Source organism: Streptomyces sp. NRRL F-5123 (assembly GCF_000721495.1).
Lineage (GTDB): Bacteria > Actinomycetota > Actinomycetes > Streptomycetales > Streptomycetaceae > Actinacidiphila.
In genome coordinates, this window is sequence record NZ_JOHY01000036.1 from 1 (window position 1) to 24,497 (window position 24,497).

19 protein-coding genes are annotated in these 24,497 nt (G+C 74.0%); 10 read left to right on the plus strand and 9 right to left on the minus strand.

Translation table 11 applies throughout. The annotated features are described in order from the left end of the window. On the plus strand, nucleotides 1-222 hold a 222-nt coding region (locus tag IH54_RS0124920), incomplete at its 5' end, for a transglycosylase SLT domain-containing protein (RefSeq protein ID WP_031520708.1). A 539-nt stretch (nucleotides 223-761) separates the two neighbouring features. Further along, complete coding sequence (locus IH54_RS0124925) at nucleotides 762-3,275, plus strand: NB-ARC domain-containing protein (protein ID WP_234343813.1); 2,514 nt, start codon at nucleotides 762-764, stop codon at nucleotides 3,273-3,275. A 115-nt stretch (nucleotides 3,276-3,390) separates the two neighbouring features. On the opposite strand, the gene IH54_RS0124930 is transcribed toward IH54_RS0124925, so the two are convergent. Together IH54_RS0124930 and IH54_RS0124935 are read right to left on the minus strand one after the other, a co-directional pair. After that, nucleotides 3,391-5,121 carry a hypothetical protein gene (locus tag IH54_RS0124930; protein ID WP_234343816.1) on the minus strand — a complete coding sequence of 577 codons (1,731 nt, stop codon included), beginning with the start codon at nucleotides 5,119-5,121 and terminating at the stop codon, nucleotides 3,391-3,393. 324 nt (nucleotides 5,122-5,445) lie between these two features. Then, the gene (locus IH54_RS0124935) at nucleotides 5,446-5,898 is read right to left on the minus strand and encodes an iron chaperone (protein WP_031520714.1); all 453 of its coding nucleotides are present in this window, start codon (nucleotides 5,896-5,898) and stop codon (nucleotides 5,446-5,448) included. A gap of 161 nt (nucleotides 5,899-6,059) precedes the next feature. Here IH54_RS0124935 and IH54_RS0124940 point away from each other — a divergent pair, with 161 nt between their 5' ends. Next, a complete protein-coding gene (locus IH54_RS0124940; protein WP_078862507.1) occupies nucleotides 6,060-6,812 on the plus strand; it encodes a TetR/AcrR family transcriptional regulator in 753 nt (250 codons plus the stop codon). On the opposite strand, the gene IH54_RS0124945 is transcribed toward IH54_RS0124940, so the two are convergent. Further along, nucleotides 6,714-7,703, minus strand: a complete 990-nt coding sequence (locus IH54_RS0124945; protein WP_031520718.1) for a helix-turn-helix transcriptional regulator — start codon at nucleotides 7,701-7,703, stop codon at nucleotides 6,714-6,716. The two genes, IH54_RS0124940 and IH54_RS0124945, sit on opposite strands and share 99 nt — an antisense overlap. A 92-nt stretch (nucleotides 7,704-7,795) precedes the next feature. On the opposite strand from IH54_RS0124945, the gene IH54_RS0124950 reads away from it, so the two are divergent. After that, entirely contained in the window at nucleotides 7,796-8,194 is a 399-nt protein-coding gene (locus tag IH54_RS0124950) for a VOC family protein (protein ID WP_031520720.1), read from the plus strand. Nucleotides 8,195-8,245: 51 nt separating this feature from the next. Here the strand turns inward: IH54_RS0124950 and IH54_RS0124955 are convergent, their stop codons facing one another. Beyond that, on the minus strand, nucleotides 8,246-8,590 hold the full coding sequence (locus tag IH54_RS0124955) for a winged helix-turn-helix transcriptional regulator (protein WP_031520723.1): 345 nt from the start codon (nucleotides 8,588-8,590) through the stop codon (nucleotides 8,246-8,248). Between the two features lie 142 nt (nucleotides 8,591-8,732). On the opposite strand from IH54_RS0124955, the gene IH54_RS0124960 reads away from it, so the two are divergent. Together IH54_RS0124960 and IH54_RS0124965 are read left to right on the plus strand one after the other, a co-directional pair. Further along, nucleotides 8,733-9,323: a carboxymuconolactone decarboxylase family protein gene (locus IH54_RS0124960; RefSeq protein WP_043182173.1), complete on the plus strand. Its 591-nt coding sequence runs from the start codon at nucleotides 8,733-8,735 to the stop codon at nucleotides 9,321-9,323. Continuing rightward, a complete protein-coding gene (locus tag IH54_RS0124965; protein WP_031520727.1) occupies nucleotides 9,320-9,853 on the plus strand; it encodes a GNAT family N-acetyltransferase in 534 nt (177 codons plus the stop codon). Before IH54_RS0124960 ends, IH54_RS0124965 begins: the two co-directional genes overlap by 4 nt. 99 nt (nucleotides 9,854-9,952) lie before the next feature. Here IH54_RS0124965 and IH54_RS0124970 read toward each other — a convergent pair whose 3' ends face one another. Continuing rightward, nucleotides 9,953-10,741 (minus strand): alpha/beta fold hydrolase, encoded by a 789-nt coding sequence (locus IH54_RS0124970; RefSeq protein WP_031520730.1) that lies wholly within the window; start codon nucleotides 10,739-10,741, stop codon nucleotides 9,953-9,955. A gap of 241 nt (nucleotides 10,742-10,982) precedes the next feature. Then, nucleotides 10,983-12,170 carry an MFS transporter gene (locus IH54_RS0124975; protein WP_031520732.1) on the minus strand — a complete coding sequence of 396 codons (1,188 nt, stop codon included), beginning with the start codon at nucleotides 12,168-12,170 and terminating at the stop codon, nucleotides 10,983-10,985. Between the two features lie 112 nt (nucleotides 12,171-12,282). Here IH54_RS0124975 and IH54_RS0124980 point away from each other — a divergent pair, with 112 nt between their 5' ends. From IH54_RS0124980 to IH54_RS0124995, 4 genes are all read left to right on the plus strand, one after another. Further along, complete coding sequence (locus IH54_RS0124980; protein ID WP_031520735.1) at nucleotides 12,283-13,275, plus strand: ArsR/SmtB family transcription factor; 993 nt, start codon at nucleotides 12,283-12,285, stop codon at nucleotides 13,273-13,275. Nucleotides 13,276-13,461: 186 nt separating this feature from the next. Next, nucleotides 13,462-16,437 (plus strand): helix-turn-helix transcriptional regulator, encoded by a 2,976-nt coding sequence (locus tag IH54_RS0124985; protein WP_063762369.1) that lies wholly within the window; start codon nucleotides 13,462-13,464, stop codon nucleotides 16,435-16,437. Nucleotides 16,438-16,755: 318 nt separating this feature from the next. Next, a complete protein-coding gene (locus IH54_RS0124990) occupies nucleotides 16,756-19,149 on the plus strand; it encodes a hypothetical protein (RefSeq protein WP_031520740.1) in 2,394 nt (797 codons plus the stop codon). Between the two features lie 22 nt (nucleotides 19,150-19,171). Then, nucleotides 19,172-20,464, plus strand: a complete 1,293-nt coding sequence (locus IH54_RS0124995; protein WP_031520742.1) for a S53 family peptidase — start codon at nucleotides 19,172-19,174, stop codon at nucleotides 20,462-20,464. Nucleotides 20,465-20,540: 76 nt separating this feature from the next. Here the strand turns inward: IH54_RS0124995 and IH54_RS0125000 are convergent, their stop codons facing one another. The 3 genes from IH54_RS0125000 to IH54_RS0125010 are packed head-to-tail and all read right to left on the minus strand — an operon-like array spanning nucleotide 20,541 to nucleotide 24,300. Then, nucleotides 20,541-20,972, minus strand: coding sequence for a cytochrome c oxidase subunit 4 (locus IH54_RS0125000; RefSeq protein WP_052397842.1), 432 nt, complete (start codon nucleotides 20,970-20,972; stop codon nucleotides 20,541-20,543). Further along, nucleotides 20,969-22,699, minus strand: coding sequence for a cytochrome c oxidase subunit I (gene ctaD, locus IH54_RS0125005; RefSeq protein WP_078862508.1), 1,731 nt, complete (start codon nucleotides 22,697-22,699; stop codon nucleotides 20,969-20,971). Before ctaD ends, IH54_RS0125000 begins: the two co-directional genes overlap by 4 nt. Beyond that, the gene (locus IH54_RS0125010) at nucleotides 22,696-24,300 is read right to left on the minus strand and encodes a cytochrome b (protein WP_031520749.1); all 1,605 of its coding nucleotides are present in this window, start codon (nucleotides 24,298-24,300) and stop codon (nucleotides 22,696-22,698) included. Before IH54_RS0125010 ends, ctaD begins: the two co-directional genes overlap by 4 nt. Nucleotides 24,301-24,497: the final 197 nt, after the last annotated feature.

The window sequence follows — 24,497 nt, forward strand, 5'->3', positions numbered from 1 at the left end:
GAGTCCAGCGGTGACCCCAAGGCGATCAACCTGTGGGACATCAACGCCCGCAACGGCATTCCCTCGAAGGGTCTGCTGCAGGTGATCGACCCGACGTTCGACCGCTTCCACGTGGCCGGCACGTCGCACAACATCTACGACCCGGTCGCGAACATCACCGCCGCGTGCAATTACGCGGCCGACCGCTACGGCACGATGGACAACGTGAATTCCGCGTACTGATCCGCCGCTGATCGTGAATTGATCCGCCACCGCGCGTGAAGGGCGGCGGGGCCACACAGGCCCCGCCGCCCTTCGGCGTACCCGCCCTCCTGCCCGGTGGGGCCACGGGGCGAGGGCCAGGACGGCTTCGTTCGGGCAGCGGGCGGCGGAGGACCGGTCGCAGATCTGGTAGCGGTAGGAAGCGGCGGCCGCGCCGGGGACCCGGTCGGGGTCCACGGCCCCGCACCCTCGACGTGATCCTGGCCGGCTGACCGCTGACCGCTGACCGCTGACCGCTGACCGCTGACCGCTGACCGCTGACCGCTGACCGCTGACCGGCTGGCCGGCTGATCGCTGACCGCTCGCCGCGCGGGGCGTACGGCCGCGGCCGGGACGTCCGCGCTCCGCACGCCGGGCCGGGGGACGGCGTGCCGGCGCGCATGTGGGGGAGGGGTGCACCGGCTGAGCGGTGTGCCGCGAGCCGCGGTGTGCAAGCGGCGGGGAAGTCCCTACGGTGGGTGTCCGCGGCTGTGCGCCGGCGGTGACCCGAAGGGGGTTGTGTGGAGCCCGAGTTGGCGGCACTTGCGACGTCTGGTGCCACGGCGTTCGTCGAACTGCTGGTGTCGGAGGCCTTCGAGCGGGTGAGGCGCCCGCTGGCCCGGTTCCTGCGGCGGGGGTCCGGCGGCGCGGCCGCAGCGGGGGAGCTCCAGGAGGACAGCCGGGTGGCGCTGCGGGCACGGGAGGCGGGGGACGAGGGCGCCCTCGCCGACGTCCGGCAGCGGTGGCAGGCGCGGCTGGCGGTGATCTTCCGGGACGACCCCGGTGCCGCGGCCGAGCTGGCGGGGCTGCTGTCGGAGCTGGCGCCGGAAGCGTCGCGGGGCTTCGTCAGCCTGGTCAGCGGCGGCGTGAACTACGGCCCTGCCTTCCAGGGCTCGCACATCCACGGCGGCATCGTCTTCAACGTCCGGCCCGCCGCGACGCCCGAGCCGGACGGGCGGGTGCGGCCGGACCAGGTCCCGCCCGTGACCGTTCCGTTCAGCAACCGGCGCGCCGAACTTGCCGCGCTGGACGTGGCGTTGGGCAGGCCGCCGGAGGGGCCGGCGCGGGTCGGCGTCGGGGTCCTCGAAGGGCTCCCCGGTGTGGGGAAGACGGCCACGGCCCGCCGCTGGGCGGAGCTGGCGCGCGAGCGCTTCCCCGACGGGCAGCTGTACGTCGACTTCGCCGCGCTGCGCGACCAGGCGGCGCCGTCCGGACCCGCAGGCGGGGACGTCTCCGAGGCGCTGGCCATGTGCCTGAAGTCGCTCCCGGGCGGTGACCGGGACATCCCGGACTCCGTCGCGGCCCGGACGAACCTCTTCCGGTCGCGCTCGGCGGATCTGCGCATCCTGCTCGTCCTGGACGACGTGACCGCGGCCTCCCAGGTACGGGCGCTGATCCCGAAGGGCGCGGGCAGCGCCGTCCTGGTCACGAGCCAGGGGCGGCTCGCCGAGCTGTTCCTGGACGGCGGCGCCCGGCCCATCCCGGTCGGGCCGCTGGACGGGCACGGCGGCCTGGCGCTGCTGCGGGACCGGTGCGGCGAGCAGACCGTCGAGGCCGAACGGGAGGCCGCCGAACGGCTGGTGGAGCTGTGCGGCGGGCTGCCGGTGGCCTTGCAGGTCGCGGCGGCCCGGCTGGTCACCGGCGAAGGGCTGGGCGTGGCCGAGCTGGCCGCGGAACTGCAGGAGGAGGCCGGCCGGCTGGCGGGCCTGTCGCTGTTCGGGGAGGAGTCGCCGGTGTCCGTCGCCCTGGGACCTTCGTACCGCCTGCTGCCGCCGGAAGCGGCGCGCCTCTACCGGCTGCTGGGCTGGCTGCCGGCCACCGACTTCGACGCCGGGGTGGCGTCTGCCGCCGCCGGCGTGGACACCGCCGCGGCGAAGCGGCTGCTGGGCGTCCTGGTGAAGGCGAGCCTCGTCGAGACCGTGCGGGGCGGCCGCTACCGCGTCCACGACCTGGTCCGCCTGCACGCGCGCGAGCGAGCGGTGGAGGAGGAGCCCGCGTCCGCGTACGCGGAGCTGACCGAGCGGGTGGCGCGGCACTACCTCGCCCTGGCCGCGCTCGCCGACCGGGCGGTGCGGCGGGACCGGCTGCGGGTGGCCCGGCTGGACGAGCTGCTGCGCGACGCCGCCGACCCCTTCGCCGCGCCCGGCGGACCGGCCCCGCTGGAATGGCTGGACACCGAGCGGGCCGCGATCCTCGCGGTGCTGCGCGCGGCCACGGCGCACGAGCTGTACGGCCTGGTGTGGCCGCTGGCCGAGGCCTTCACCGTCCTCTTCCTGCACCACCGCTACCTCGGCGCGTGGCAGGAGTCGCTGGAGCTGGGCGCCGACGCGGCGGCGCAGGCCGCGGCGCGCGCGAGCACGGCCGAGGACGTCGCGCTGGCCACGGCCGCCGAGGCGCGGCTGCGCAGCCTGCTCTCCCGCCCGCTGCTCGACCTCGGCGACACCGCGGGGGCGGGAAGGGAGCTGCGGCGGGCGGAGGCGCTCGCCGCGGTGTCGGGCGACCTCCACGTCCACGCCTCGGTGCTGGAATTCCTCGGGCGGTACCTGACGCCCTTCGAGCTGTCGGGAGCCGTCGACACGCTGCGCCGCTGCCTGGAGCTCAACGAGCGCGCCGGGGATCCGCGCGGCGCCGCCCTCGCCCTCTTCTTCCTCGGACGCGCGCAGCACGTCGACGGCGACCCGGCCGGGGCGATGGCCACGCTGCTCAGGGCCCGGGACGCCTTCGCGGCGCTCCCCGAACCCGACCCGCGGATGGCGGCCCGGGTGGGCGCGGGCATCGGCGCCGTCCACGCCCACTTCGGCGAGTACGAGGACGCGGTGCGCGAACTGCGCGCGGCGGTGCGAACGCTGGAGGAGAACGACGCGGCGCACTACGCGGCGCAGGCCCTGGAGCAGCTCGCCCGCGTGACGGAGCTGGCCGAGGGGCGTACGGAGCAGGTCCGCGCGTACGTGCGCCGCGCCCGGGAGATCTACGCGGCGGTCGGCCACGACCGCGTCCGGAGCCTGGACCGTTGGCTTGAGGCCCTCGGGGAGTGATGCGGCCGGTTGAGCGGGTTGGTGCGGTTGGTGGGCCGGGCTGGTGCGGCTGGTCGTGCGGGTTGACGGGGGCGGTGGGCCGGGCTGGTACGGTCCGCGGGCCGGGGCGACGCCGCTACCGGGCCGGGGGCGCGGGGCGCAGCCGCAGGGCCACGTCCTCGCCCGGCCGCTCGCCCACCTGCAGCGTCATCACCGCGCCGTCCAGCGGGGCGCCGGCGAGCAGGCACGCGTGCACGACCGCCGCGGCCAGGCCCGCGTCCCGCGCCGGCCCGGTCGCGTCCACCGCCACGACCCGGCCGTCCCTGAGTCCGACCAGCGTGCCGCCGCCGCGGACGGCCGAGGCCGCGAGGAGGCTGCCGGGCAGCTCGTCGAGGCGGTCCCCGATCCAGCGCAGCGCCTCGACGGCCGTGGCCGCGGGACGGCTGCGCAGCAGGGCGGAGGCGCTCTCCGTCAGCCGGCGGTCGCGCTCGTCGTCCGTGCTCGCCAGGTGGGTGAAGGAGCTGACGGTGTCCGGGCCCGCGGTCCCGTACGCGGCGACAGCCGCCGGGACGCGGCGGACGGTGACGGCCGGGGCGTCGGCGCTCGCCGTCACGCCGGCCGTCACCAGCCATGACGTGACCGGCCCGGCGGGGGAGTCCGGGGCCGGCAGCGCGAGGGGCGCAGGCGGCGGCGAGGGCGGCTCCGGCAGCTTCAGGAAGCCGTAGACGGCGCTGCGGAGCCGGGCGAGCGCCCGGCCGGGCTCGGCGAAGGCCTGACCGGCGACGCCGGCGTACCGCTCGGGTGTGTGCCGTTCCGCCGCGATCGCCCGCACCTGCCGCAGCAGATCGCCGCGGGGCTCGAGCCGCGGCGCGGCGGCGGCCAGCGCGTGGACGGCCGTGCCCGGCACCGCGTCCGCGCCGATACCGGCCAGCAGGACGGGCGTTCCGTTCGCGGCGCCGTACAGCGTCACCGAGCCGTGGTCGCCCACCAGGACGTGCGCCGCGACGAGCGCGGGCCGCCAGGCGTGGACGGCGGGGATCAGCAGCAGGCCGGCGTCCAGCGCGGAGGCCAGCAGCGTACGGATCTGCCACGCCCCGTGCCCCGACCACACGTTGGGGTGGATGATCGCGCCGACCCGGTACTCGTCGCAGGGCAGCTGCGCGAGCAGCCGCGGGAGCAGGTCCGGGTGCCGGCCCAGCAGCGAGGTGGGGCCCCATGTGGAGCTCACCATGACCAGCCGCTGATGCTCCGCGACGCCCAGGGCCGTACGGTACGCCGCCCGGCGCGGACGGCTGGCGGCCAGCTCGTCGAAGCAGGGGTCGCCCACCAGCAGCGTCCGCCCGGCCGCCTTCGGATGGGCGGCGACCAGCTGCTCCTCCTGCGCGGGGTGCGACACCGCGAGCCAGGCCCGCCCGCTCTCCAGCAGCGCGTCCGGCACCGCACCGGAGAGCCGGGTCCGCGTGCTGCGGGAGTCCGGGACGAGCTTCTGGAAGCCGATGCCGTGCGGCAGCACCAGCACCGGGCAGTCGCCCTCGGGCACGTCGATGTTCTCGCTCGCGGAGACGATGAGGTCGGGGGAGAGGTCCCCCAGCTGCTCCCACGGCATGACCCGGCACCCGCTGCTGCTCAGCAGGTCCAGCACCCCGGAGCTGAAGGCGGACGTGGGGTCGTAGGCGAAGACGACCGTCACCCGGGGGTCGTCCCGCAGCAGCGCCGGCAGCGTCTCCAGGGCCCGCACGGTCGAGGTGACCGTACGCGCGGCGACGACGAGGGTGCGCTCCCCCTGGAAAGTCCTCCAGCGCGGGGCGTCCTGCCCGACGGGCACGCGCAGCGGACGGCTACCGGACACCGCGCCCGTCTCCGCCATACCTGCCCCGCCCATCAGTCAGCGGCTCGCGGCCCGGGGCTCGCGGCTCGCGGCCCGGGGCTCGCGGCCCGCGGCCCGCGGCCCGGGGCTCGCGGCCCGGGGCTCGCGGCTCGCGGCTCGCGGCTCGCGGCTCGCGGCTCGCGGCTCGCGGCTCGCGGCTCGCGGCACTGTGGGCTTATCGCACATCAAGCCGGCTCAGCAATCCTTCGGGCGTCGTCGTCGCAGGCGGACGTTCACGTGAACGCGTACACCGTAACCCGGAGGAGGAGGCGCGCCGGGGCGCCCGGCCCGCCCGACCTGACCGGGCCGGGGCAGGTGCCGGGCTCAGCTCACCGCCTGCTTCACGAGCAGGGCGATTCGCGCTTCGACCTCGGGCGTCACGTCGGTGAGAGCGAAGCCGGCCGCCCACATCGTGCCCTCGTCCAGCTTCGCCTGGTCGCTGAACCCGAGCGTCGCGTAACGGGCCTTGAACTTCTCCGCGCTCTGGAAGAAGCAGACGATCTTGCCGTCCAGCGCGTACGCGGGCATCCCGTACCAGAGCTTCGGGGCGAGTGCCGGGGCAGTGGCCGTGACGACGGCGTGGACGCGCTCGGCCATGATCCGGTCCGAGTCCTGCATCTCGGCGATCTTCGCGAGCACGTCCCGCAGCGCTTCCGCTGCCTTGTCCGCACGCGAGCCACGGCGCGCCGCCGTCTTCAGCTCCTGGGCGCGGTCCTTCAGCGCGGCCCGCTCCTCGTCGGTGAACCCCTCGTGTCTGCTGTTCCCGGTGCTGCTCATGGCGGACTCCCCTTCGACGTTCTTCGTGCGCGGTCCCGACGCATGGCGAGCGGCGGCGTACCGCCACCCGGCAACGGCACACGGCGTGCCGATGGGGACGAATCTCGCAGAGCCGTCCCGACCTTGTCAACGGCACGCACAGTGCCGTTAGGATGCCGGGCATGACCGAGACGCCCGCCGCACCGAGACGCCGAGGCGCCGTGCGCACCCAGGAGCTGCTGCAGGCGACCCTCGATCTGGCCGCGGAGGCCGGCTACGCGGGGCTGACCATCGAGGCGGTAGCCCGGCGGGCCGGGGTGGGAAAGCACACGATCTACCGGCGCTGGCCGTCCATGCCGACGCTGCTGCTCGACGCGCTCAGCCGGGTGTGGACCAGCGACCTGGACTACCGCGACACCGGGGATGTCCGCGCCGATCTGCGCGAGCAGTTCCTCCGCTCGGGTCTCGCCCTGTCCAGCCCGCCGATCGGCCCCGTCTACCGTGCGCTCATCGCCGAGGCGCAGTCCGACCCCACCTTGCGATCGACCCTGCACGAACGCTTCCTGGCCACCGTCGAGCAGAGCACCCTCGACCGGATCGTCCGCGCCCAGCGCGCCGGTGAACTGACCGCGGGGGTGAATCTGGAACACGCCGCCGAGGTGCTGTGCGGCTCGCTGTACTACCGCAGCCTGCTCTCGACCCGCCCCGTCGACGAGGGCGTGGTCGACGGCCTGCTGGACATGTTCATGGCCGCCTACGCCACCGGCCGCCAGTGCTGTGACCGGGAGGGGGCGCAGCACTGGCTGCGCCCGTCCCATGGCACCGGTTCCCCGCCGTCAGGCCCGGCGGGCGTAGGAGGTGAGGCGGTCGGCGAGCGCGACGACGAGGTCGCGCAGTTCACCGGGGCGCTCGATGACGAACGGCAGGTCGAGTGAGGCGAGCACGGGAGGCAACCAGTCGAGCCGCTCCGCCCGCAGCTCGACGCGCAGCCAGCGCTCGGTGGCCCGGTCCTCGCCTGCCCCTGGCGGGTGGTCCTCCACGGTCGCGACGCCGGCCGGAAGGCGGGCGCGGACCTGCTCCACCGTCCCGTGGATCCGCAGGGTCACCTCGTGGCGGTACTCGGCCGCGGCGAACGCCGACAACAGGCGCTGTGCCGGGTCGGGACCCGTGGGCGCCTCGAACGAGCCGGGCAGGGCTCGTGCGTCCGCGATGCGATCGAGCCGGAAGGTTCGGTCCTCGCCGATCCGGGGGTCCCTGCCCGTGACGTACCACCGGCCCGCATGGACGACGATCCCGTACGCGTGCAGCGTGCGTTCGCTGCGCCGTCCGTCGCGGTCGGTGTAGCGGATCGAGACCGGTCGTCGGTGGTTCACCGCATCGGCGACGGCGAGCAGGACGTCGGCGTCCGGGGTGTCGACGTCGTCGGGCTGATCCGTGAAGGCGAGAGCATCCAGGAGGGTGTCGAGCCGACGGGCGATGTGCTTGGGCAGCACCCGCCGGATCTTCGCCGACGCCGTCTCGCTCGCCGTGCGCTCCGTGGTCGTCAGCCCTGCCCGGCGGCCGGCGAGCAGGCCGAGCAGAACCGCCAGCGCCTCGTCGTCGCTGAGCATGAGCGGAGGCAGGCGGTACCCGGGCGCGAGCCGGTAACCGCCGTAGCGGCCGCGCACCGATTCCACGGGCACGTCCAGGTCGATCAGCTGCTCCACGTACCGGCGGACGGTGCGCCCTTCGACGCCGAGCCGGTCGGCGAGTTCGGCCACGGTCCGGGTGCCGCCCGACTGCAGCAGCTCCAGGAGTGTCAGCACGCGGCCGGTCGGTCGGGGCATGTCGGCAGCCTAACGCGAATACAGGACCGATTCTGTCCACTATTTCTCCTAGCCTGCGACGAGCACGCCTCCAGCACAGCAGAGGAGATCTCATGGACTTCGTCTCGATCCGCATCATCACCGGCGACGTCGCACGCCTCGTCGAGTTCTACGAACGAGCCACGGAAGTACGGGCGACGTGGGCCACCGAGGACTTCGCCGAACTCAGGACCGCGGGCGCCACCCTCGCGATCGCCGGCACCCGCACCGTCCCGCTGTTCGCCCCGGGCTCCGCCCGCCCGGCGGACAACCACAGCGTGATCACCGAATTCCTCGTCGACGACGTGGACCGCGTCCACCAGAACCTGACCGGCTTCGTGACCGAATTCGTCAACGGACCCACCACGATGCCCTGGGGCAACCGGTCCCTGCTGTTCCGCGATCCCGACGGCAACCTCGTCAACTTCTTCACCCCCGTCACCCCGGCGGCCGTCGAGAAGTTCGCACGCTGACGCCACGCACAGCCGCTCGCCGGGGAGCCCCGGAGACCCCAGGGCCCGGATCTACTCGTCGTCGGCGTCCACGGCTGCAGCCCAGCGCCTGCTCCAGGCGTCCAGGGGGGCCAGCGCCCGGACCAGGTCGCGGCCGAGGGCGGTCAGGCGGTAACCCTCGTCGCCGAGCGCGACGAGCCGGGCGTCCGTCAGCTCGTTGAGCCGGGTGTTGAGAACGCTGGACGACATGTCCCCGCACCGTCGCTGGAGGTCCCGGAACCCGGCGGCCGACCTGCTCAGCTCCCACAGGATGCGCATGCTCCAACGGCGGCCGAGCAGATCGAGTGCCGCCATCACCGGACGGCCGGACTCCGATCCCCGGACTGGCTCACCGGGCTTCGGTGTACGCGCCGCCATGCCACTCCCTGGAGTTGGTTGCCGACCGCATCGTAAGGGAACGGGCGTCCGACCGGCGGGGTCGGTGCGACGTGCGCCCCCCGCGCCGCTCCTCCGAACGCAGTGCTTCCGTATGCGAAGCGCGGCGGGTAGCGTTGCGTGTATGCTGCGATTTTCGAAGCACGGAGGACCGCCGCGCCTCGCTCCCGTCGAACCTCCGTACGACTCCGAGACCACTGCGGCCCTGGAAATGCTGGGACCGCCGATCGCGCTGTTCCGGATCTTCGCTCGCCGGCCGGAACGGGCGCAGGGCATTCACGGGTGGGGGCGGTACTACCTCTCCCGGCAGTCGGCCTTGGGGCTGAGGCACCGTGAGCTGGTGATCGACCGCACCACCGTACGGTGCGGGGCCGAGTACGAGTGGGGCGTCCATGTCGCGGTCTTCGCCGAGAAGGCGGGGTTCGACGCCGAGCAGATCCGTTCCCTCGTCGCCGGAGGCCCGGAGGACGGCTGCTGGAGTGATCCGGCCGACCGCGCCGTGCTCAGGTCGGTGGACGCCCTGTGCGAGACGAACGACCTGTCCGACGACCAGTGGCAGGAGCTGACCGACGCGGTCGGCCAGGAAGCTACCGTGGACCTTCTGCTGCTCTGCGGCTGGTACCACGCGATCTCCTTTGCCGCGCGGGTCCTCCGGCTCCCGCCCGAACCCGGAACCCCGGCCTTCGACGACTGCACAAGGAGCACGACGACATGACGGGCCACCACTTCCCCGCACCACCGACCGTGGTACGCCTCGCGACGTACTCGAGGACCGAGCTGGTCGAGATCCTCGGCGAGGGTGCCGATCCCTTCGGTGTCGCAGACGCCGGGTTGACATGGCTGCCCAAGAAAGACCACTTCGGTGTCAGGCACGAGGGCCGCCTCGTCGCGCACGCCGGTCTGCTGCAACTCCCCCTGTCGATCGGCGGGGTCGGCACAGAGGTGGTGGGCCTCGGCGGGGTCGCTGTCGCTCCCGAGCTGCGAGGCCACGGACTGGCACGGTCGGTCGTGTCGGCAGCCCTGGACCACGCACGGACGATAGGGCCCCGGTACGGACTTCTCTTCTGCCGGCCGCCCCTCGTCGCGCTCTACGAGCGACTCGGCTGGCGAGCCCTTGAGCAGCACGTTCGCGTGGAACAGCCCGAGGGGTCCGTGATCATGCCGCTGCGGACCATGTGGACGCCGCTACGCGACGACGCGGACTGGCCTGCCGGAGAGGTCCACCTGCTCTCACTCCCCATGTGACCGATCGCTCCGCTGAGTACCGCCCCGGGATGCGCACCACCGGGCCGGAGTCGGCGACCGTCCGCCGCTTCCGCTGCGCCCACCGACCCGCAGCTGCCGTCAGCCGGTGCCCGAGGCGGTGAGGAAGTCGAGCACCACGGGGGCGGCCACGCTGCGGAACTCCTCGAAGTAGGCGTGCCGTGCACCGTCGATGAGGTGCAGCCGGGCGGAGGGGATCCGGTGCGCCAGGAGCGGGGCGTTGGCCGTGGGGTTGAAGCGGTCGTCGCTGCCATGGACGACCAGCGTGGGCGCCTCGATCTCCGGCAGAGCCTGCCACGCGTCGTGGCGCCTGCTGGCGACGCGGTGGCGGCGGCGGGCAAAGGCGGGCATGTCCGGGTCGCCCAGCGTCCTGTACGGACCGGGATGATCGGCCCGCCACTGCGGCGTGTACATCAGGTCGAGGAGCGCGCGTCGGACCGCCGCCGGATCGGCGGCGGTCAGCGCGGCCTCCACCGACGGCTCGTGTGCCACGCTGCGGGGCCCGCCCGGTGACGTGCAGCCCAGCACCAAACGGCGGACACGGCCCGGGTGCCGGACCGCGACCCACTGGGCCACACGTCCGCCCATGGACGTGCCGTACACGTCCGCAGCGGCGATACCCGAGTCGTCCAGGACCGCGACGACGTCGTCGGCGAACATCTCGGTGCTGTACGGCCGGTCCGGCTTGTCGCTGTCGCCCGTCCCCCGGTAATCGAGTGTCACAGTGCTGTGCGTCGCGTGGAAGTCGTCGCGGACACCGTCCCACCAGTGGTGGCTGTTCGCCTGGCCCGCCAGCAGGACGAGCGCAGCCCCCTCGCCCCGGACCTGGTAGGCGATGCGCGTGCCGTCCGGGGCTGTCGCACGAGGCATGAAGGAGTTCACCCCCGAAGACGAAGTGACGGAAGAGGCAGGCGCTCGACACGCCCGGCCGCTGCGGGGCCGGCCCGGCGCCGGCCAGCGTACCGAGGCCGGCTACGGCCGGGCCGGTCCCGCCCGTGACGACGTGAACCCCGGGTCGTTCCCGCAGGTCGGTTCGGCGGCGGAGCGAACTGCCGGTTCCGGTCCGGGCGGCGCGTCAGGCCGCGAGGCTCAGCGCGGTCCGGGCAGCGCGTCAGGCCGCGAGGCTCAGCGCGGCCCGGCGTTCCACGCGCCCCCGCAGGGCCAGCGTGGCCGCCGCGGTCGCGGTGCCGGCCAGCAGCGCGGACCACCACAGGACGGCCGGGCCGACCGTGCTGTAGAGCGCCACGCCCGCCGTCAGGGCGGTGAACCGGGCCACCCCCCAGGTCCCCTGGAAGGCCCCCTGGTAGCGGCCGCGGGCGTCCGCCGGAGCCAGGTTGGCGACCAGGGCCGCGGCGATGCCGGCCACCGCGACCTCGCCGAGCGACCAGACCACCACGGACACCGCATAGCCGGTCACGCTGTCGGCGACCCCGGTCAGCGCCACGCCCACGGCGATCAGCGCGCTGCCCGCCGCCTGGACCGGCAGCTGCGGCAGCCGGGCCAGCAGCGAGGTGGCGAGCGGCTGGAGCAGCACCACCAGGACCGCGTTGACGGCGGCCATCGCGCCGTAGACGGCGGGCGACAGGCCGGAGTCGTGGACGGCCAGGGGGAGCGCGACCTCGGTGAGGGAGTAGACGAACAACTGGACGCCGAAGAGCGAGAGCAGCGCGAGCAGCAGCCGGTCGCCCAGCACCACGCCGTACCCGGTGCCCGGGGCCACCTCGGCCGTGGGCTCGGGCCGGGTCTCGGGAATCGTGGCGGCGACGATGACGGCGAAGACGAGCAGGGTGGCCGCATCGACGGCGAACAGCAGCCAGTAGCCCTGCGCGGCGAGCACCCCGCCGAGCACGCCCGCGGCCGCGGTGCCGAGGTTGACGCCCCAGCCGAACAGCGCGTACGCCCGCTGCCGCCGCCGCGCGTCGACGGCATCGGCCATCAGTGCGTACGCGGCCGGGGAGACGGTGGCGCCCGCTGCGCTCAGCAGCAGGGCGGCGGCCGCCATCGTGGCCACGCCCGGGGCAGCGAAGAGCAGGCCCTGGGCCGCCGCGGCGCCGGTCAGGCCGACCAGCATGGTGGCGCGGCGGCCGACCCGGTCGGCCAGCAGGCCGCCGAGCGCGGGCCCGATCAGATTGCCCGCGCCCAGGGCGCCGAGCACATAGGTGGTCTCCGCGCCGGTCACGCCGCGAGCGGCGAGGAAGAAGACCAGGAACGGGGAGACCAGGTAGCCGAGCCGGTTGACGACGGTGCCGGCGAAGAGGGTCCAGACGACGGAGGGAAGGCCGCGGAAGGGGGTGAACATGCGAGCAGCTTGCGACCAGGTCACCCCGGGCGGCCATTGATTAAGATAGGGCTGAATCCACGGCTCGTGAACCAGGCGGCGAGCCACCCGGAACGCACCAGGGGCGCAGCGTATGAAGGCCGAACTCAGCTTCTCCGCAGCCGACATGGCCCAGACCCGGTTCGCCGTCTCACCCATGTGGGAGGTGGTCACCAGCTACCGGCTGCTGCGCTCGGAGCAGGAGCAGCCACTGCACCGGCGGTGGACGGCGCAGGTCCGGCCGCGCCTGGCGGAGGCGGGGCTCGACCGCGGCTGGCTGGCCACGGTGATCCCCGCCGACGGCTATCTCGCGGACTTCCTGAACCCGACCCCCGCCGACCCCTTCCCCACGCTCACCGACGAGCTGGCGGCGATCCGGCGGACACCGGCCGACCGTGTGCACGTCGAGCTGGACATGCTGGCCGCGGAGCAGGACCTGTCCCGCTCCGCGCGCGTCCGCCTGCTGCGGCAGGCGCCCGAGGCGGCCCTGGACAAGATCACCGAAGAGGTGGCGGCCTACTGGGAACTGGCCCTGGCGCCCTACTGGGACCGCATCCGCCGGCTGCTGGAGGCCGACGTCTTCCACCGCGCCCGGCAGGTCGCCGAGTACGGCGCCGGCCGGGTCCTGGGCGATCTGCACGAATCCGTCACCTGGGACGCCGGGACGCTGCACCTGGTACGGCGCCACTGCTCGCTCACCCGCACCGAGACCGGCTCCGGCCTGCTGCTGGTCCCCTCGGCGTTCGCCTGGCCGCGCGTCCTCACCCGGTCGGTGCCGCCGGACCCGCCGCAGCTTGCCTACCCCGCCCGCGGCATCGGGACCCTGTGGGAGCCCCGCCCCACCGGATCCACCGAGGCCGTCGCCGCCGTCCTCGGCCGCTCCCGCACCCAGCTGCTGGCCGAGCTGGACACCCCCGCCTCCACCACCGAACTGGCCCACCGCTGCGGCCTGTCGGCCCCGGGCGCCTCCCAGCACCTGACCGCCCTCCGCGACGCCGGCCTGGTCACCGCCCACCGCGCGGGCCGCTCCGTCCTCTACGCCCGCACCACCGTGGCCGACGCCCTCCTGTCACCACCCACCGGCTGAGACCGCACCCGCCGCCCCCGAGGACACCACCGCCTGACGCCGGCCCGCACCGGCCCCTTCCGGGGCAGCGAAACCACGGGACGAAACGAGGGCCGGTAACAGGGAGTTGACGACAGCGACCGACAGGCGCGTCAACCAGGCGACATATCCTCCTGCTTGATGATCGGCAAGGAGCGAGGGGCCGCCATGGAGGTATCCGAACCGGACGGCAGCGGCGCGCCGGCGGTCGTGCACGCTCCGGAATTCGTGGGCCGGACCCGGGAGTTCGCCGAGCTCGCCCGGGCCCTTGCCGCGCCGCCCGCGGCGGTGTGGATCGAGGGCGAGGCCGGGATCGGCAAGAGCAGGCTGCTGCGCGAGTACGTGACCGGGGCGGCCGAAGGAGCCGGGCGGGTACTGGTCGCGCGCTGCCCGCCACTGCACCACCCGCAGACCCTTGGCCCGCTGGTCGACGCGGTGCGGCAGGCCGTCGAGACGGTGGCGGGGCTGCCGCTGAGCCCGCTGGCGGGGGCGCTGCGGCCGCTGTTCCCCGAGTGGTCCGGCGACCTGCCGGCGGCGCCCGGCCCGGCCGAGGACGCGACGGCGGTCCGGCACCGGGTGTTCCGGGCGCTGGCCGAGCTGCTGGGCAGGCTGGACGTGGCCGTGCTCGCCGTGGAGGACGTCCACTGGGCGGACGAGGCGACGCTGGAGTTCCTGCTCTTCCTGGCCTCGGGGGTGCCGCAGCCGGTGGGCCTGGTGGTGACGTGCCGTCCGGAGGACGTGGCGGGCGGTTCGCTGCTGCGGCGGCTCGCCACCCGGCTCGCCGCCGACTCGTCCTCGGCGGCAGGGCGGCTGCGGCTGCCCCTCGGGCCGCTGGACGTGGCGGCGACGGCGCGGCTGATGTCGTCGATGCTGGCCGGCGAGCACGTCTCCGACAGGCTCGCCGGGTTCGTCCACCAGCGCACCGAGGGTGTGCCGCTGGCGGTCGAGGGCGCGGTGCGGCTGATGGCCGACCGGGCGGACCTGCGGCCGGGCGCCGCCGGCTGGGGGCGCAACCGGTTCGACGAGATCGGCGTGCCGGCGACCGTCCGCGACATGGTGCTGGAGCGGCTGGGCCGGCTCGGCCGGGACGGGCGGGCCGTGCTCCAGGCCGCGGCGGTGCTGGGCCGGCCCGCCGACGAGGCGACCGTCCGCGCCGTGGCGGACCTGGCGGCCGTCCGCGCCCAGGCGGGCCTGGCCGAGGCCCTGGACCGCGGCCTGCTCGACGACGACGGCTGGGGCCAGGTGGCCTTCCGGCACGCGCTGGCCCGCCAGGCGGTGTACGACGCGATACCGCCGTCCCGCCGCCGGGCTCTGCACCGGCGGGCGGGACGGACGCTGGAGGCGCTGGTCCCGCCGCCCGTGGGGGAGCTGGCCGACCACTTCCGCGTGGCCGGCGAGCGGGCCGACTGGTGCCGGTACGCCGAGTGGGCCGCCGACCTGGCGCTCGCCTCGGGCGACGAGACGACCGCGGGCACCCTGCTGCACGACCTGGCCGTCAACGCGGGCCTCCCCCCTGCCTCGATGGCCCGGCTGATCAGGAAGTTCCCCTTCGCGTCCTTCGCGGGGCCGGCCCGGTTCCGGGAGCTGGTGCCGCCGCTGCGCGCCGCCCTGGCCGCCGGTGTGCGCGACCCCGGCCAGGAGGCCGACATCCGCGTCCAGCTCGGCAACGTGCTGCTTTTCATGGGCGAGGACGACGCGGGCCGCGCCGAGCTGAAACGCGCGATCCCGCACCTGGGCCACGATCCGGCCGAGGCCGCGCGGGCGATGATGCGCCTGGGCTGGCCGCGCAGCAGCAGCTGGCCCGTCCCGGCCCATCTGCGGTGGCTGGAGCGGGCCGCCGAGCTGGAGGTGCCGTCGATGACGGCCGCCGACCGGATCGGCTTCGCCGCGGACCAGGCCACGGCCCGGCTGATGCTGGGCGAGACGGACGGGTGGGAGCTGGTGGCGCGGATCCCCGAGGCCGCCGCCGCCCCGGCGGAGTGGCAGCAGATCGCCCGCGCCAACGTGAACATCGGCGACATGGCGATGCTGTGGGGCCGTTACGCCGTCGCCGCGCAGCGGCTCGACACGGCCCTCGCCCTGGCCGACCGCCGCCGGTACCGGCGCTACGCGTCCGTCGCCGTGGTGACCCGGACCCATCTGGACTGGCTCACCGGCGCCTGGGACGGCCTGGCCGAACGCGCCGCCGCGCTGGCCGGGTCCGAGGACATCCTCCCGCTGGCCCGGCTGGAACTGCTGCTCGTCGTCGGGCAGTTGCAGGCCGCGGCGGGCGCGTACGGACCGGCCGCCGAGCAGTTGCGGCCCGTGCTGGAGGGCGAGGTGGGCAGCGGGGCGCTGGCGGACTCGATGGAGCCCGCCGCGGCGCTGGCCCGGCTGGCGCTGGCCGCCGGCCGGATCGAGGAGGCGCTGGAGATCACCGAGGAGCCGGCCGCCCTCATCGCCCGCAAACGCACCTGGGTCTGGGCCTCGGACCTCGGCCCGGCGCGGGTGGCCGCGCTGACCGCCGCCGGCCGCGTCGAGGAGGCCGCGAAGCTGACCGCGGCCTTCGCCCGCGGGCTGCGCGGCCGGGACGCCCCCGGGCCGCGCGCGGGGCTGGCCGCCTGCCGGGCCGTCCTCGCCGAGGCGCGCGGCGAACACGCCTCGGCTGCCCGGCTGTTCGCCCGCGCTGCCGCGGCCTGGCAGGCCCTCCCCCGACCCTACGAGGCGCTGCTGGCCCAGGAGCGGCAGGCCGGCTGCCAGCTCGCCGCGGGGAAGCGGGAGGCGGCGCTGTCCCTGCTGGCCGACGTGCGGGAACGGCTGATCGCGCTGGGCGCCCTGGGGGACGCCGACCGGGTGGTGGCCCGGCTGCGCGAGCACGGCGTCGCGGCGAAGCGTCCCCAGCGCGGCGGCCGGCGCGCCCACGGCAACCGGTTGTCGCCGCGCGAACTGGACGTCACCCGCCTGGTGGCCACCGGACGCAGCAACCGGCAGATCGCCGAGGCGCTGTTCCTGTCCCCGAAGACGGTGGCCCAGCACCTGAGTTCGGCGATGCGCAAGCTCGGCGTCTCCTCGCGCACGGCCCTCGCGGTGCTCGCCACCGGCACGGAGTTCCCGCAGCGGGACGTACCGGACCGGCCGTCCGGCGGCGTGGCCAAAAATAGGTGATCTGCCGGATGCCCGGCCGCGTCCTGCGGGGCCAGAGTTACCGGACAGGCGCCTCACAGGCCGGCGGGAACGGGCGGGGCGCGTCACGACGACGGCGTCATGGGGACCGTTCCTGATCCCGTCCGAGCCCGCCGCAAGGCACTCAGGATCCCCGGCCCGCCCGGGCCGAGGCGCAGGGCCCGCCAACGGGCCGGCGCCCCGCGGCACTTCGGCCCCGCGGGCCGTCCCCGGACCGCCCCGACCCGGCGGAATCCGTACCGCACGCTCCCGGCGACGCAGCCGGAACCGGATGTCCCCTGCACAAGGAGAAGTCGACAGATGAGTGAGTACAGACGACCTCCGCGGCCGCGGGCGGGGCTGAGCCGCCGCGTCGCCCGCCGGCTGGCCGTGTTCGCGGCGGCGCTGCTGGCGGCGCCGCTGACCGTCGCGCTGAACGCCGTTCCGGCGCAGGCCGGTTCACCCTCGGCGCCGGACACGGCCGCCGTGCCGTCGCCCGCCGCCGCGGCGCCCGGGGCCGGGCAGACCGTCACCACGCTGACCGGCGGGAAGATCCTGGTGCGCCCCGACGGCACGCAGGTGATCCGGGACGGCGGCCCGGCGCTGAACTACACCGGCCCGAACGGCGACCGCTACGTCGTGCCCGCGGAGGCCGCGCCCTACGCGGGCCGGTCGCTGGACTGGGCGCTGTTCGACGTCTCCGCGCTGGTGCGCGACCACATCACCGACGGGGCCAAAATCCCCGTGGCGCTGTCCTTCAGCTCTGCCGGCGCGACCCCGCCGCCCGGCATCACCCTCACCTCCTCCGGCGGCGGCATCAGCGCCGTGGGCTACATGACGCCCTCCTCGGCCGAGGAGTTCGCGGCGTACCTGCGCGAGCGGATCGCCGCCGACGTCACCGCCGGCCGGCCCGCCGGCGCCACGCCCCTGCCCGGCGTGAACCGGCTGGCGCTGGCAGCGGCCGCGCCCGGCCAGGGCGTGACCCCGCAGTACGCCTACCAGATCGCGCAGCTCGACACACCGGGCCTGACCGGCCCGGCGAACGCGATCGTCAGGCTGTGGGACATGGACTCGTTCAAGGCCCTGTCGACCACCCTCGCGTCCACCGGCGGTGTCGTCCGGATCGCCGTCCCCGAGGGCCACTACTTCGCCGTCGCCCAGTTCGCCGAGTTCGACGACCAGGGCAACCCGGTCGAACTGCGGTACGTGAGCGCGAGCTTCACCGTTCCCGCCGGCAGCGGCGCCGTCACCGAGGTGTCCCTGGACGAGAAGAGCGCCACGTCGCGCTCCACCGCCGCCACCCCGCGGCCCTCCCTGCAGATCAACCAGAACGTGGCCTGGGGACTGCAGAGCGCGACCGGCGACTGGGACGTCATCTCGACGATGCTCAACGGTGCGCAGGGCACCGAGATCCAGGGCAGCCCCGGCACCGACATCTACGTCGCGCCGACGTCCTCGGGCCCCTCCGCCGGAAGGCTGCGCTACTTCGTGCAGTGGGACGGCATCGCGCCCCCGTCCGGCGGCACCTTCCCGTACCAGGGGGAGAGCGCCTACCCCTACCGGTACGACCTGGCGTTCGGCTGGGACGACACGATCCCGAAGGGCCCGTACCAGGTGCGCGGCGGCGACCTGGCCACCGTCAAGGAGCACCTCTACGCCGACCCGGTGCAGACGCCCGCGAACTTCGAGTTCTCGAAGGCCCCCATCGACCCGGTCCTGCCGGCGGAAGTCGCCGCGACGCAGAACAGCGACGGGCTCACCCGCGAGGCGCCCGGCGACTTCACCGACTACGTCGGCACCGCGGACGGCGGCACCTGGATCTTCAACGCGGGCATCGGCCTGGGCTACAGCCTGAACGAGATCATGGCCGATCCCCGCACCTACGCCGGCGGCCACACGTACTCGACGGACTGGGGCCGCGGACCGCTGACACCGCAGTGGGGCCAGCACCTGCCACGGCCGGACGCCCTGTACATGAACTGCGAGGCGTGCGTCACCGAGAACGCCGACGAGAACCACGTGGTCGCGCTCTACCCCGCCGACGCCCAGGACACCCAGCAGGCCGCGTCCGGCATCCGGTACCTCGACGAGAGCGGGGCCTGCTACATCGACGGGCAGAAGGTCGCCGCATACCCCGCCTGCATCGACGACCACCCGCTCGCTGCGGGCAGCGCCCCGGCCGAGCCGAGGACGTACCGCCTGGTGTACGACACCGCGCTGTCGCCCCGGACGCCCCACTACAGCCAGGCCACCTCGACCCACACGGACCTGACCTTCCGATTCGCCTACAAGTCCCGGCCGCCGGCGGACATGGCGCTGCCGTCCGGCTACCAGTGCGAGGAGTTCCCCGTGAAGGGCGCCTGCGAGATCCTGCCGGTGCTCACGCTGAACTACGAGCTGGCGGCGGACGAGCTGAACACCAGCTCCGCCCCGGTGCAGCAGCTGAAGCTGAACGTCGGCCACCTCACCTACGACGGCCTCGGGTCGCACGCCGCGATCACCTCCGCCTCGGTGGACGTGTCCTTCGACGGCGGGACCACGTGGCAGCACGCGGTGGTCGGCGGGCACGACGGCGCCTACACCGCGCACTGGCCCAACCCGGCCTCCGCCCGCGGGACGAACCCCGCGCTGCGGGTGACCGCCACCGACGCCGACGGCGGGTCGATCACCCAGGTCGTCGACGACGCCTACACCATCGCCGCGCAAGCGCGCTGATCCGGCCGGAAGGAACGAGACCATGTTCGGACGCCTCTTCCCAGCCACGGCGATATCCGCCGCGCTGGCCGCGGTCGCCCTCTTCTGCGCGGCGCCGGGTGCGACGGCCGCCGGCCCCGCCGCGCACCCGGCACAGTACGACCAGCACGGACCGCACTACCAGCGGCCGGCCAACCTCCAGGACGCCTGCCCGGCGGCCTCGCCAGGCCAGGTCCGCTGCATGGCCCTGATCCGCACCGACGTGCACGGCGGCCGCGGCGTCAGGGGCCGCGCCGCACACCCCGCCGGGGCGGCGGACGCGCTGCCGACCGGGTACAGCCCGGCCGACATCCGCTCCGCCTACAACCTGCCGTCCGCCGGGGGCGCCGGGCAGACCGTCGCCGTCGTCGAGGCCTACGACAACCCCACCGCCGAGGCCGACCTCGCGGTCTACCGCGCCACCTACGGGCTGCCCGCCTGCACCACCGCCAACGGCTGCTTCACCAAGACCAACCAGGAGGGGAAGCAGTCCGGCTACCCCGCCGGCGACCAGTACACCGGCTGGAGTCTGGAGACGGCGCTCGACGTGGACGCGGTGTCGGCGGTCTGCCCGGCCTGCCGCATCCTGCTGGTCGAGGCGGACAGCAACAACGACGACGACATGGCCGCCGCGGAGAACACCGCCGCGCGGCTGGGCGCGACCGAGATCTCCAACAGCTACGGGGAGGACGAGGGCTGGGGGATGTCCGCGTACGAGTCGGCCTACCGCCACCCCGGGGTGGCGATCACCGCCGCCTCCGGTGACCTCGGCTTCTCGGTACCGAAGTTCCCCGCGGTGCTGCCCTCCGTGACGGCCGTCGGCGGCACGTCGCTGGTACGGGACCCCGGCACCGCGCGGGGCTGGTCCGAGACGGCCTGGGGCCCGTCGAGCAGCGGCTGCTCGGCCTGGTACGCCAAGCCCGACTGGCAGACGGGCGTTCCCGACTGCCCCGGCCGCGTCACCGCCGACGTGTCCGCGGACGCCGACCCCAACACCGGCGGCCTCGCCGTCTACGACACCACCCCGGACAACTTCCCCTACCCCGGCTGGATCGAGGCGGGCGGCACCAGCCTGGCCTCCCCGATCGTGGCCGCCGTCATCGCCCTGGCCGGGAACCCGGGCGACTTCCCCGACGCCTCCCGCCTCTACCGCCGCACCGCCGACCTGTACGACGTGACCGGCGGGTCCAACGCGGCCTACGGCTTCGACTGCGGCGGCGACAACCTGTGCAACAGCGCCCCCGGTTACGACGGACCCACGGGCCTGGGCACCCCGAACGGCCTCGCCGCTTTCTGACCCCGGCCCGGCGCACCGGGGGCGGCCCCCGAAAAGGCCGCTCCCGGTGCGCCGTCGGCTGGGGCGCGGCGTGTCGTCATCGCGGTGGCCTCGGGTGTCCGGCGGTGGGTGTGCCAGGCGGGTCCGCACGGTGCACGTACTGGAAGACCAGGCCCAGCACGCCGGCCAGCAGGACGCCCAGGCCCAGCAGGAAGAGCCACACACCGAAGACGACGCCGAGCGCGGTCAGTGCCGCACCGGCCCCGACGACGGGCGGGTAGGGGCTGCGGGCGGGGAAGAAGTCCACCGGGCCCGTGCGTTCCGCGATCTCGCCGTCCGGACGGTCCTCAGGGCGGGCACCGCCGTCCCGTGCCGTCCTGGCGAAGAAGGCGGCGATCAGCGCGGACATCAGGAAGGCGACGCCGAGCACCGCGCTGCCCGCCGGTTCGCGCGACCAGATCCCGTACCAGAGCCCGGTGCCGAGGAAGAAGCCCGACACCCCGCCGAACAGCCACGCCTCGGTCGTCATCGGGCCGCCTCGCCGTGCGGGTCGGGGGTGGCCCGGCCCGGGGGCGTGCGGGGCACGGGGAGCCCGGCGGCCTCGGGGTGGTGCAGGTCGAAGGCGGGGGAGTCGGACCGCACGCGCGGGAGGGTGAGGAAGTTGTGCCGGGGCGGCGGGCAGGAGGTCGCCCATTCCAGCGAGCGGCCGAAGCCCCACGGGTCGTCCTCGGCGACCCGGGGCGCGAAGCGCGCCGTCCGCCACACGTTGTAGAGGAACGGCAGCGTGGACATGCCCAGCAGGAAGGCCCCGACGGACGACACGGTGTTCAGCGTGGTGAAGCCGTCAGCCGCGAGGTAGTCGGCGTAGCGGCGCGGCATGCCCTGCTCGCCCAGCCAGTGCTGCACCAGGAAGGTCGTCTGGAATCCGGTGAAGAGCGTCCAGAAGTGGATCCGGCCGAGCCGCTCGTCGAGCATCCGCCCGGTCCACTTCGGCCACCAGAAGTAGAAGCCGCCGAACATCGCGAAGACCACGGTGCCGAAGAGCACGTAGTGCAGGTGCGCCACCACGAAGTAGCTGTCCGTCACGTGCAGGTCCAGGGGCGGCGAGGCCAGCAGCACCCCGCTCAGGCCGCCGAGCAGGAAGGTGGTGAGGAATCCGACGGCCCACAGCATGGGGGTCTCGAAGGAGAGGCTGCCGTGCCACATGGTGCCGATCCAGTTGAAGAACTTCACGCCGGTCGGCACCGCGATCAGGAACGACATCAGGGAGAAGAAGGGCAGCAGCACCATGCCGGTGGCGAACATGTGGTGCGCCCACACGGTTGCCGAGAGCATGGTGATCGCGATGGTCGCCCCCACCATGCCGATGTAGCCGAAGACCGGCTTGCGGCTGAAGACCGGCACGATCTCGGTGATGATCCCGAAGAACGGCAGGGCGACGATGTACACCTCGGGGTGCCCGAAGAACCAGAACAGGTGCTGCCACAGGATCGCCCCGCCGTCGGCCGCGTCGAAGACGTGCGCGCCGAACTTCCGGTCGGCCTCCAGGGCGAGCAGTGCCGCGGTCAGTACGGGGAAGGCCAGCAGCGCCAGGATCGAGGTGAAGAGGATGTTCCAGGTGAAGATGGGCATCCGGAACATCGTCATCCCCGGCGCCCGCAGGCACACGATCGTGGCGACGAAGTTCACCGCTCCCAGCGTCGTGCTCAGCCCGGACATCACCAGCCCCATCGCCCACAGGTCGCCGCCCGCGCCGGGGGAGTGGACGGCGCTGTTCAGCGGGGCGTACGCGAACCAGCCGAAGGCCGCCGCCCCGCCGGGAACGACGAAGCCGGACACGACGACGAGCGCGCCGAAGAGGTAGAGCCAGTACGTCACCGCGTTCAGCCGCGGGAAGGCGACGTCCGGCGCGCCGATCTGGAGCGGCATCACGGCGTTGGCGAAGCCCGCGAACATCGGGGTCGCGAAGAGCAACATCATGATGGTGCCGTGGATGGTGACCAGCTGGTTGTACTGGGCGTTGCTCCAGAACTGGAGACCCGGGCGGGCCAGTTCGGCGCGCATGCCCATCGCCAGTAGTCCGGCGAAGAGGAAGAAGGCGAACGCCGTGACCATGTACATGTTGCCGATGACCTTGTGATCGGTCGTCGTCAGATACCGCAGCAGCCGGTCGCCCAGCCTGCTGCCCCGCACCACCTCCACCGGCGTCGGCCCGGCCGCCTCCGGTTGCGCCTGCTCCTGCCGGGTGCGTGTCATCGCTTCCTCCGCTCGGGCTCGGCCAGCGCTTCCTCGGCGCGGCGCCGCTGCTCGGGAGTCGCCCCCAGCTCCACCCGCCGCCCGTAGTACCAGCGGCTCAGCGCCACCCGCAGCCGCCGCCATCGGGGTGCGCCGGGCTCGGGAGGCCGCGGGGACGGCAGATCCCGCACCACGAAGCGGTACAGCTTGTCGGGCGCGGCCGGCACGTGCCCCGGCTCCAGCGCCCCGTGCACGTTCTGCCGAACGACCCCGGTCTCCTCACCCCGGATCAGCACGGTCCGCTCGTGCTCCTGCAGCGCCAGGCACAGCCGCTTGGTGACGGCGAAGGAGACGACCGGGGCGACGAAGAACCCGATGCGGAAGACCCACGTCAGCGCGTTGAGGGACAGATGGAAGGAGAAGGCCGTCACGTCGTTCCCGCCCGCGGCGAGCAGGACGCCGTACGCGACGATGCCGGCCACTCCGAGCCCGGTACGGGTGGGCCGGTCGCGCGGCCGGTCGCACAGGTGGTGCTCGCGGCTGTCACCGGTCACCCAGCGCTCGACCAGCGGATAGCACAGCAGCAGGACGGAGAGCAGCCCCGGCAGCAGCACCGCGGGCAGCAGCACGTTCCACATCAGCGTGTGCCCGGCCGCGTTCGTCTCCCAGGGGGGCATCAGCCGCAGCGCGCCCTCCAGGAAGCCGACGTACCAGTCAGGCTGGGCGTTGGTGCTGACCTGATCGGCACGGTAGGGGCCGTACGTCCAGACCGGGTTGACCTCCGCCACCGCGGACAGGACCGCGAGTGTGGCGGAGACCAGCAGGAACAGCCCGGTGGACTTGGCGGCGAAGTACGGGAACATCGGCCGCCCCACCACGTTCCGGTTGGTGCGCCCGGGCCCGCCCCACTGGGTGTGCTTGAGGTAGAACACCAGGATCAGATGTGCCGTCACCAGCGCCAGGAGCAAGGCCGGGACGAAGAGCACGTGCAGCACGAACAGCCGCCCGATCAGCACGTGCCCCGGATACGCCCCGCCCCACAGCAGATACGCCAGGTAGGTGCCGGCGACGGGGATCGACAGCACGATGGTGTGGGCGGTGCGCAGGCCGGTCCCCGACAGCAGGTCGTCGGGCAGCGAATAGCCGCAGAAGCCCTCCAGCAGGGCGACGAAGAACAGCAGCACGCCGATCATCCAGTTGATCTCGCGCGGCTTGCGGAAGGCTCCCGTGAAGAAGTTGCGGAGCATGTGCACCGCCATCGAAGCGAGGAACAACAGCGCCGCCCAGTGGTGCATCTGGCGGACCAGCAGCCCGCCGCGGACGTCGAAGCTGATGTGCAGCGTCGAGTCGAACGCCTCGGACACCGGCAGCCCGGCGAGCGGTGCGTAGCTGCCGTGGTAAAGGATCTGGCGTGAACCGGAGTCGAAGAACAGCGCCAGCCACGACCCGGTGAGCAGCAGGATGACGAAGCTGTAGAGGGCCAGCTCGCCCAGGAGGAAGCTCCAGTGGTCGGGGAAGGCCTTGCGCAGCACGACCCGGACCGTCTCGCTGACCGGCAGCCGCTGGTCGAGGGCCGTGACGCCGGAGCGCACGGCTCCGCGCACCGCCGCGCGCGCACGCATCCGCCGTCTGCGGAACACCGGCACCGCCGATCACCCTCCCACCACACCGAAGGACGGGACGCGGGGGCCGGGAGCGGCCACCCTTCGGCGCTGAGTACCCCGAAACCGGGAGCGCGCACGTCGACATCCGCCGATCGGCGCAACGGATTCCCCCCGGCGGGCTCAGCTGACGGTGGAGGCCTGCGGACCCGCACCGT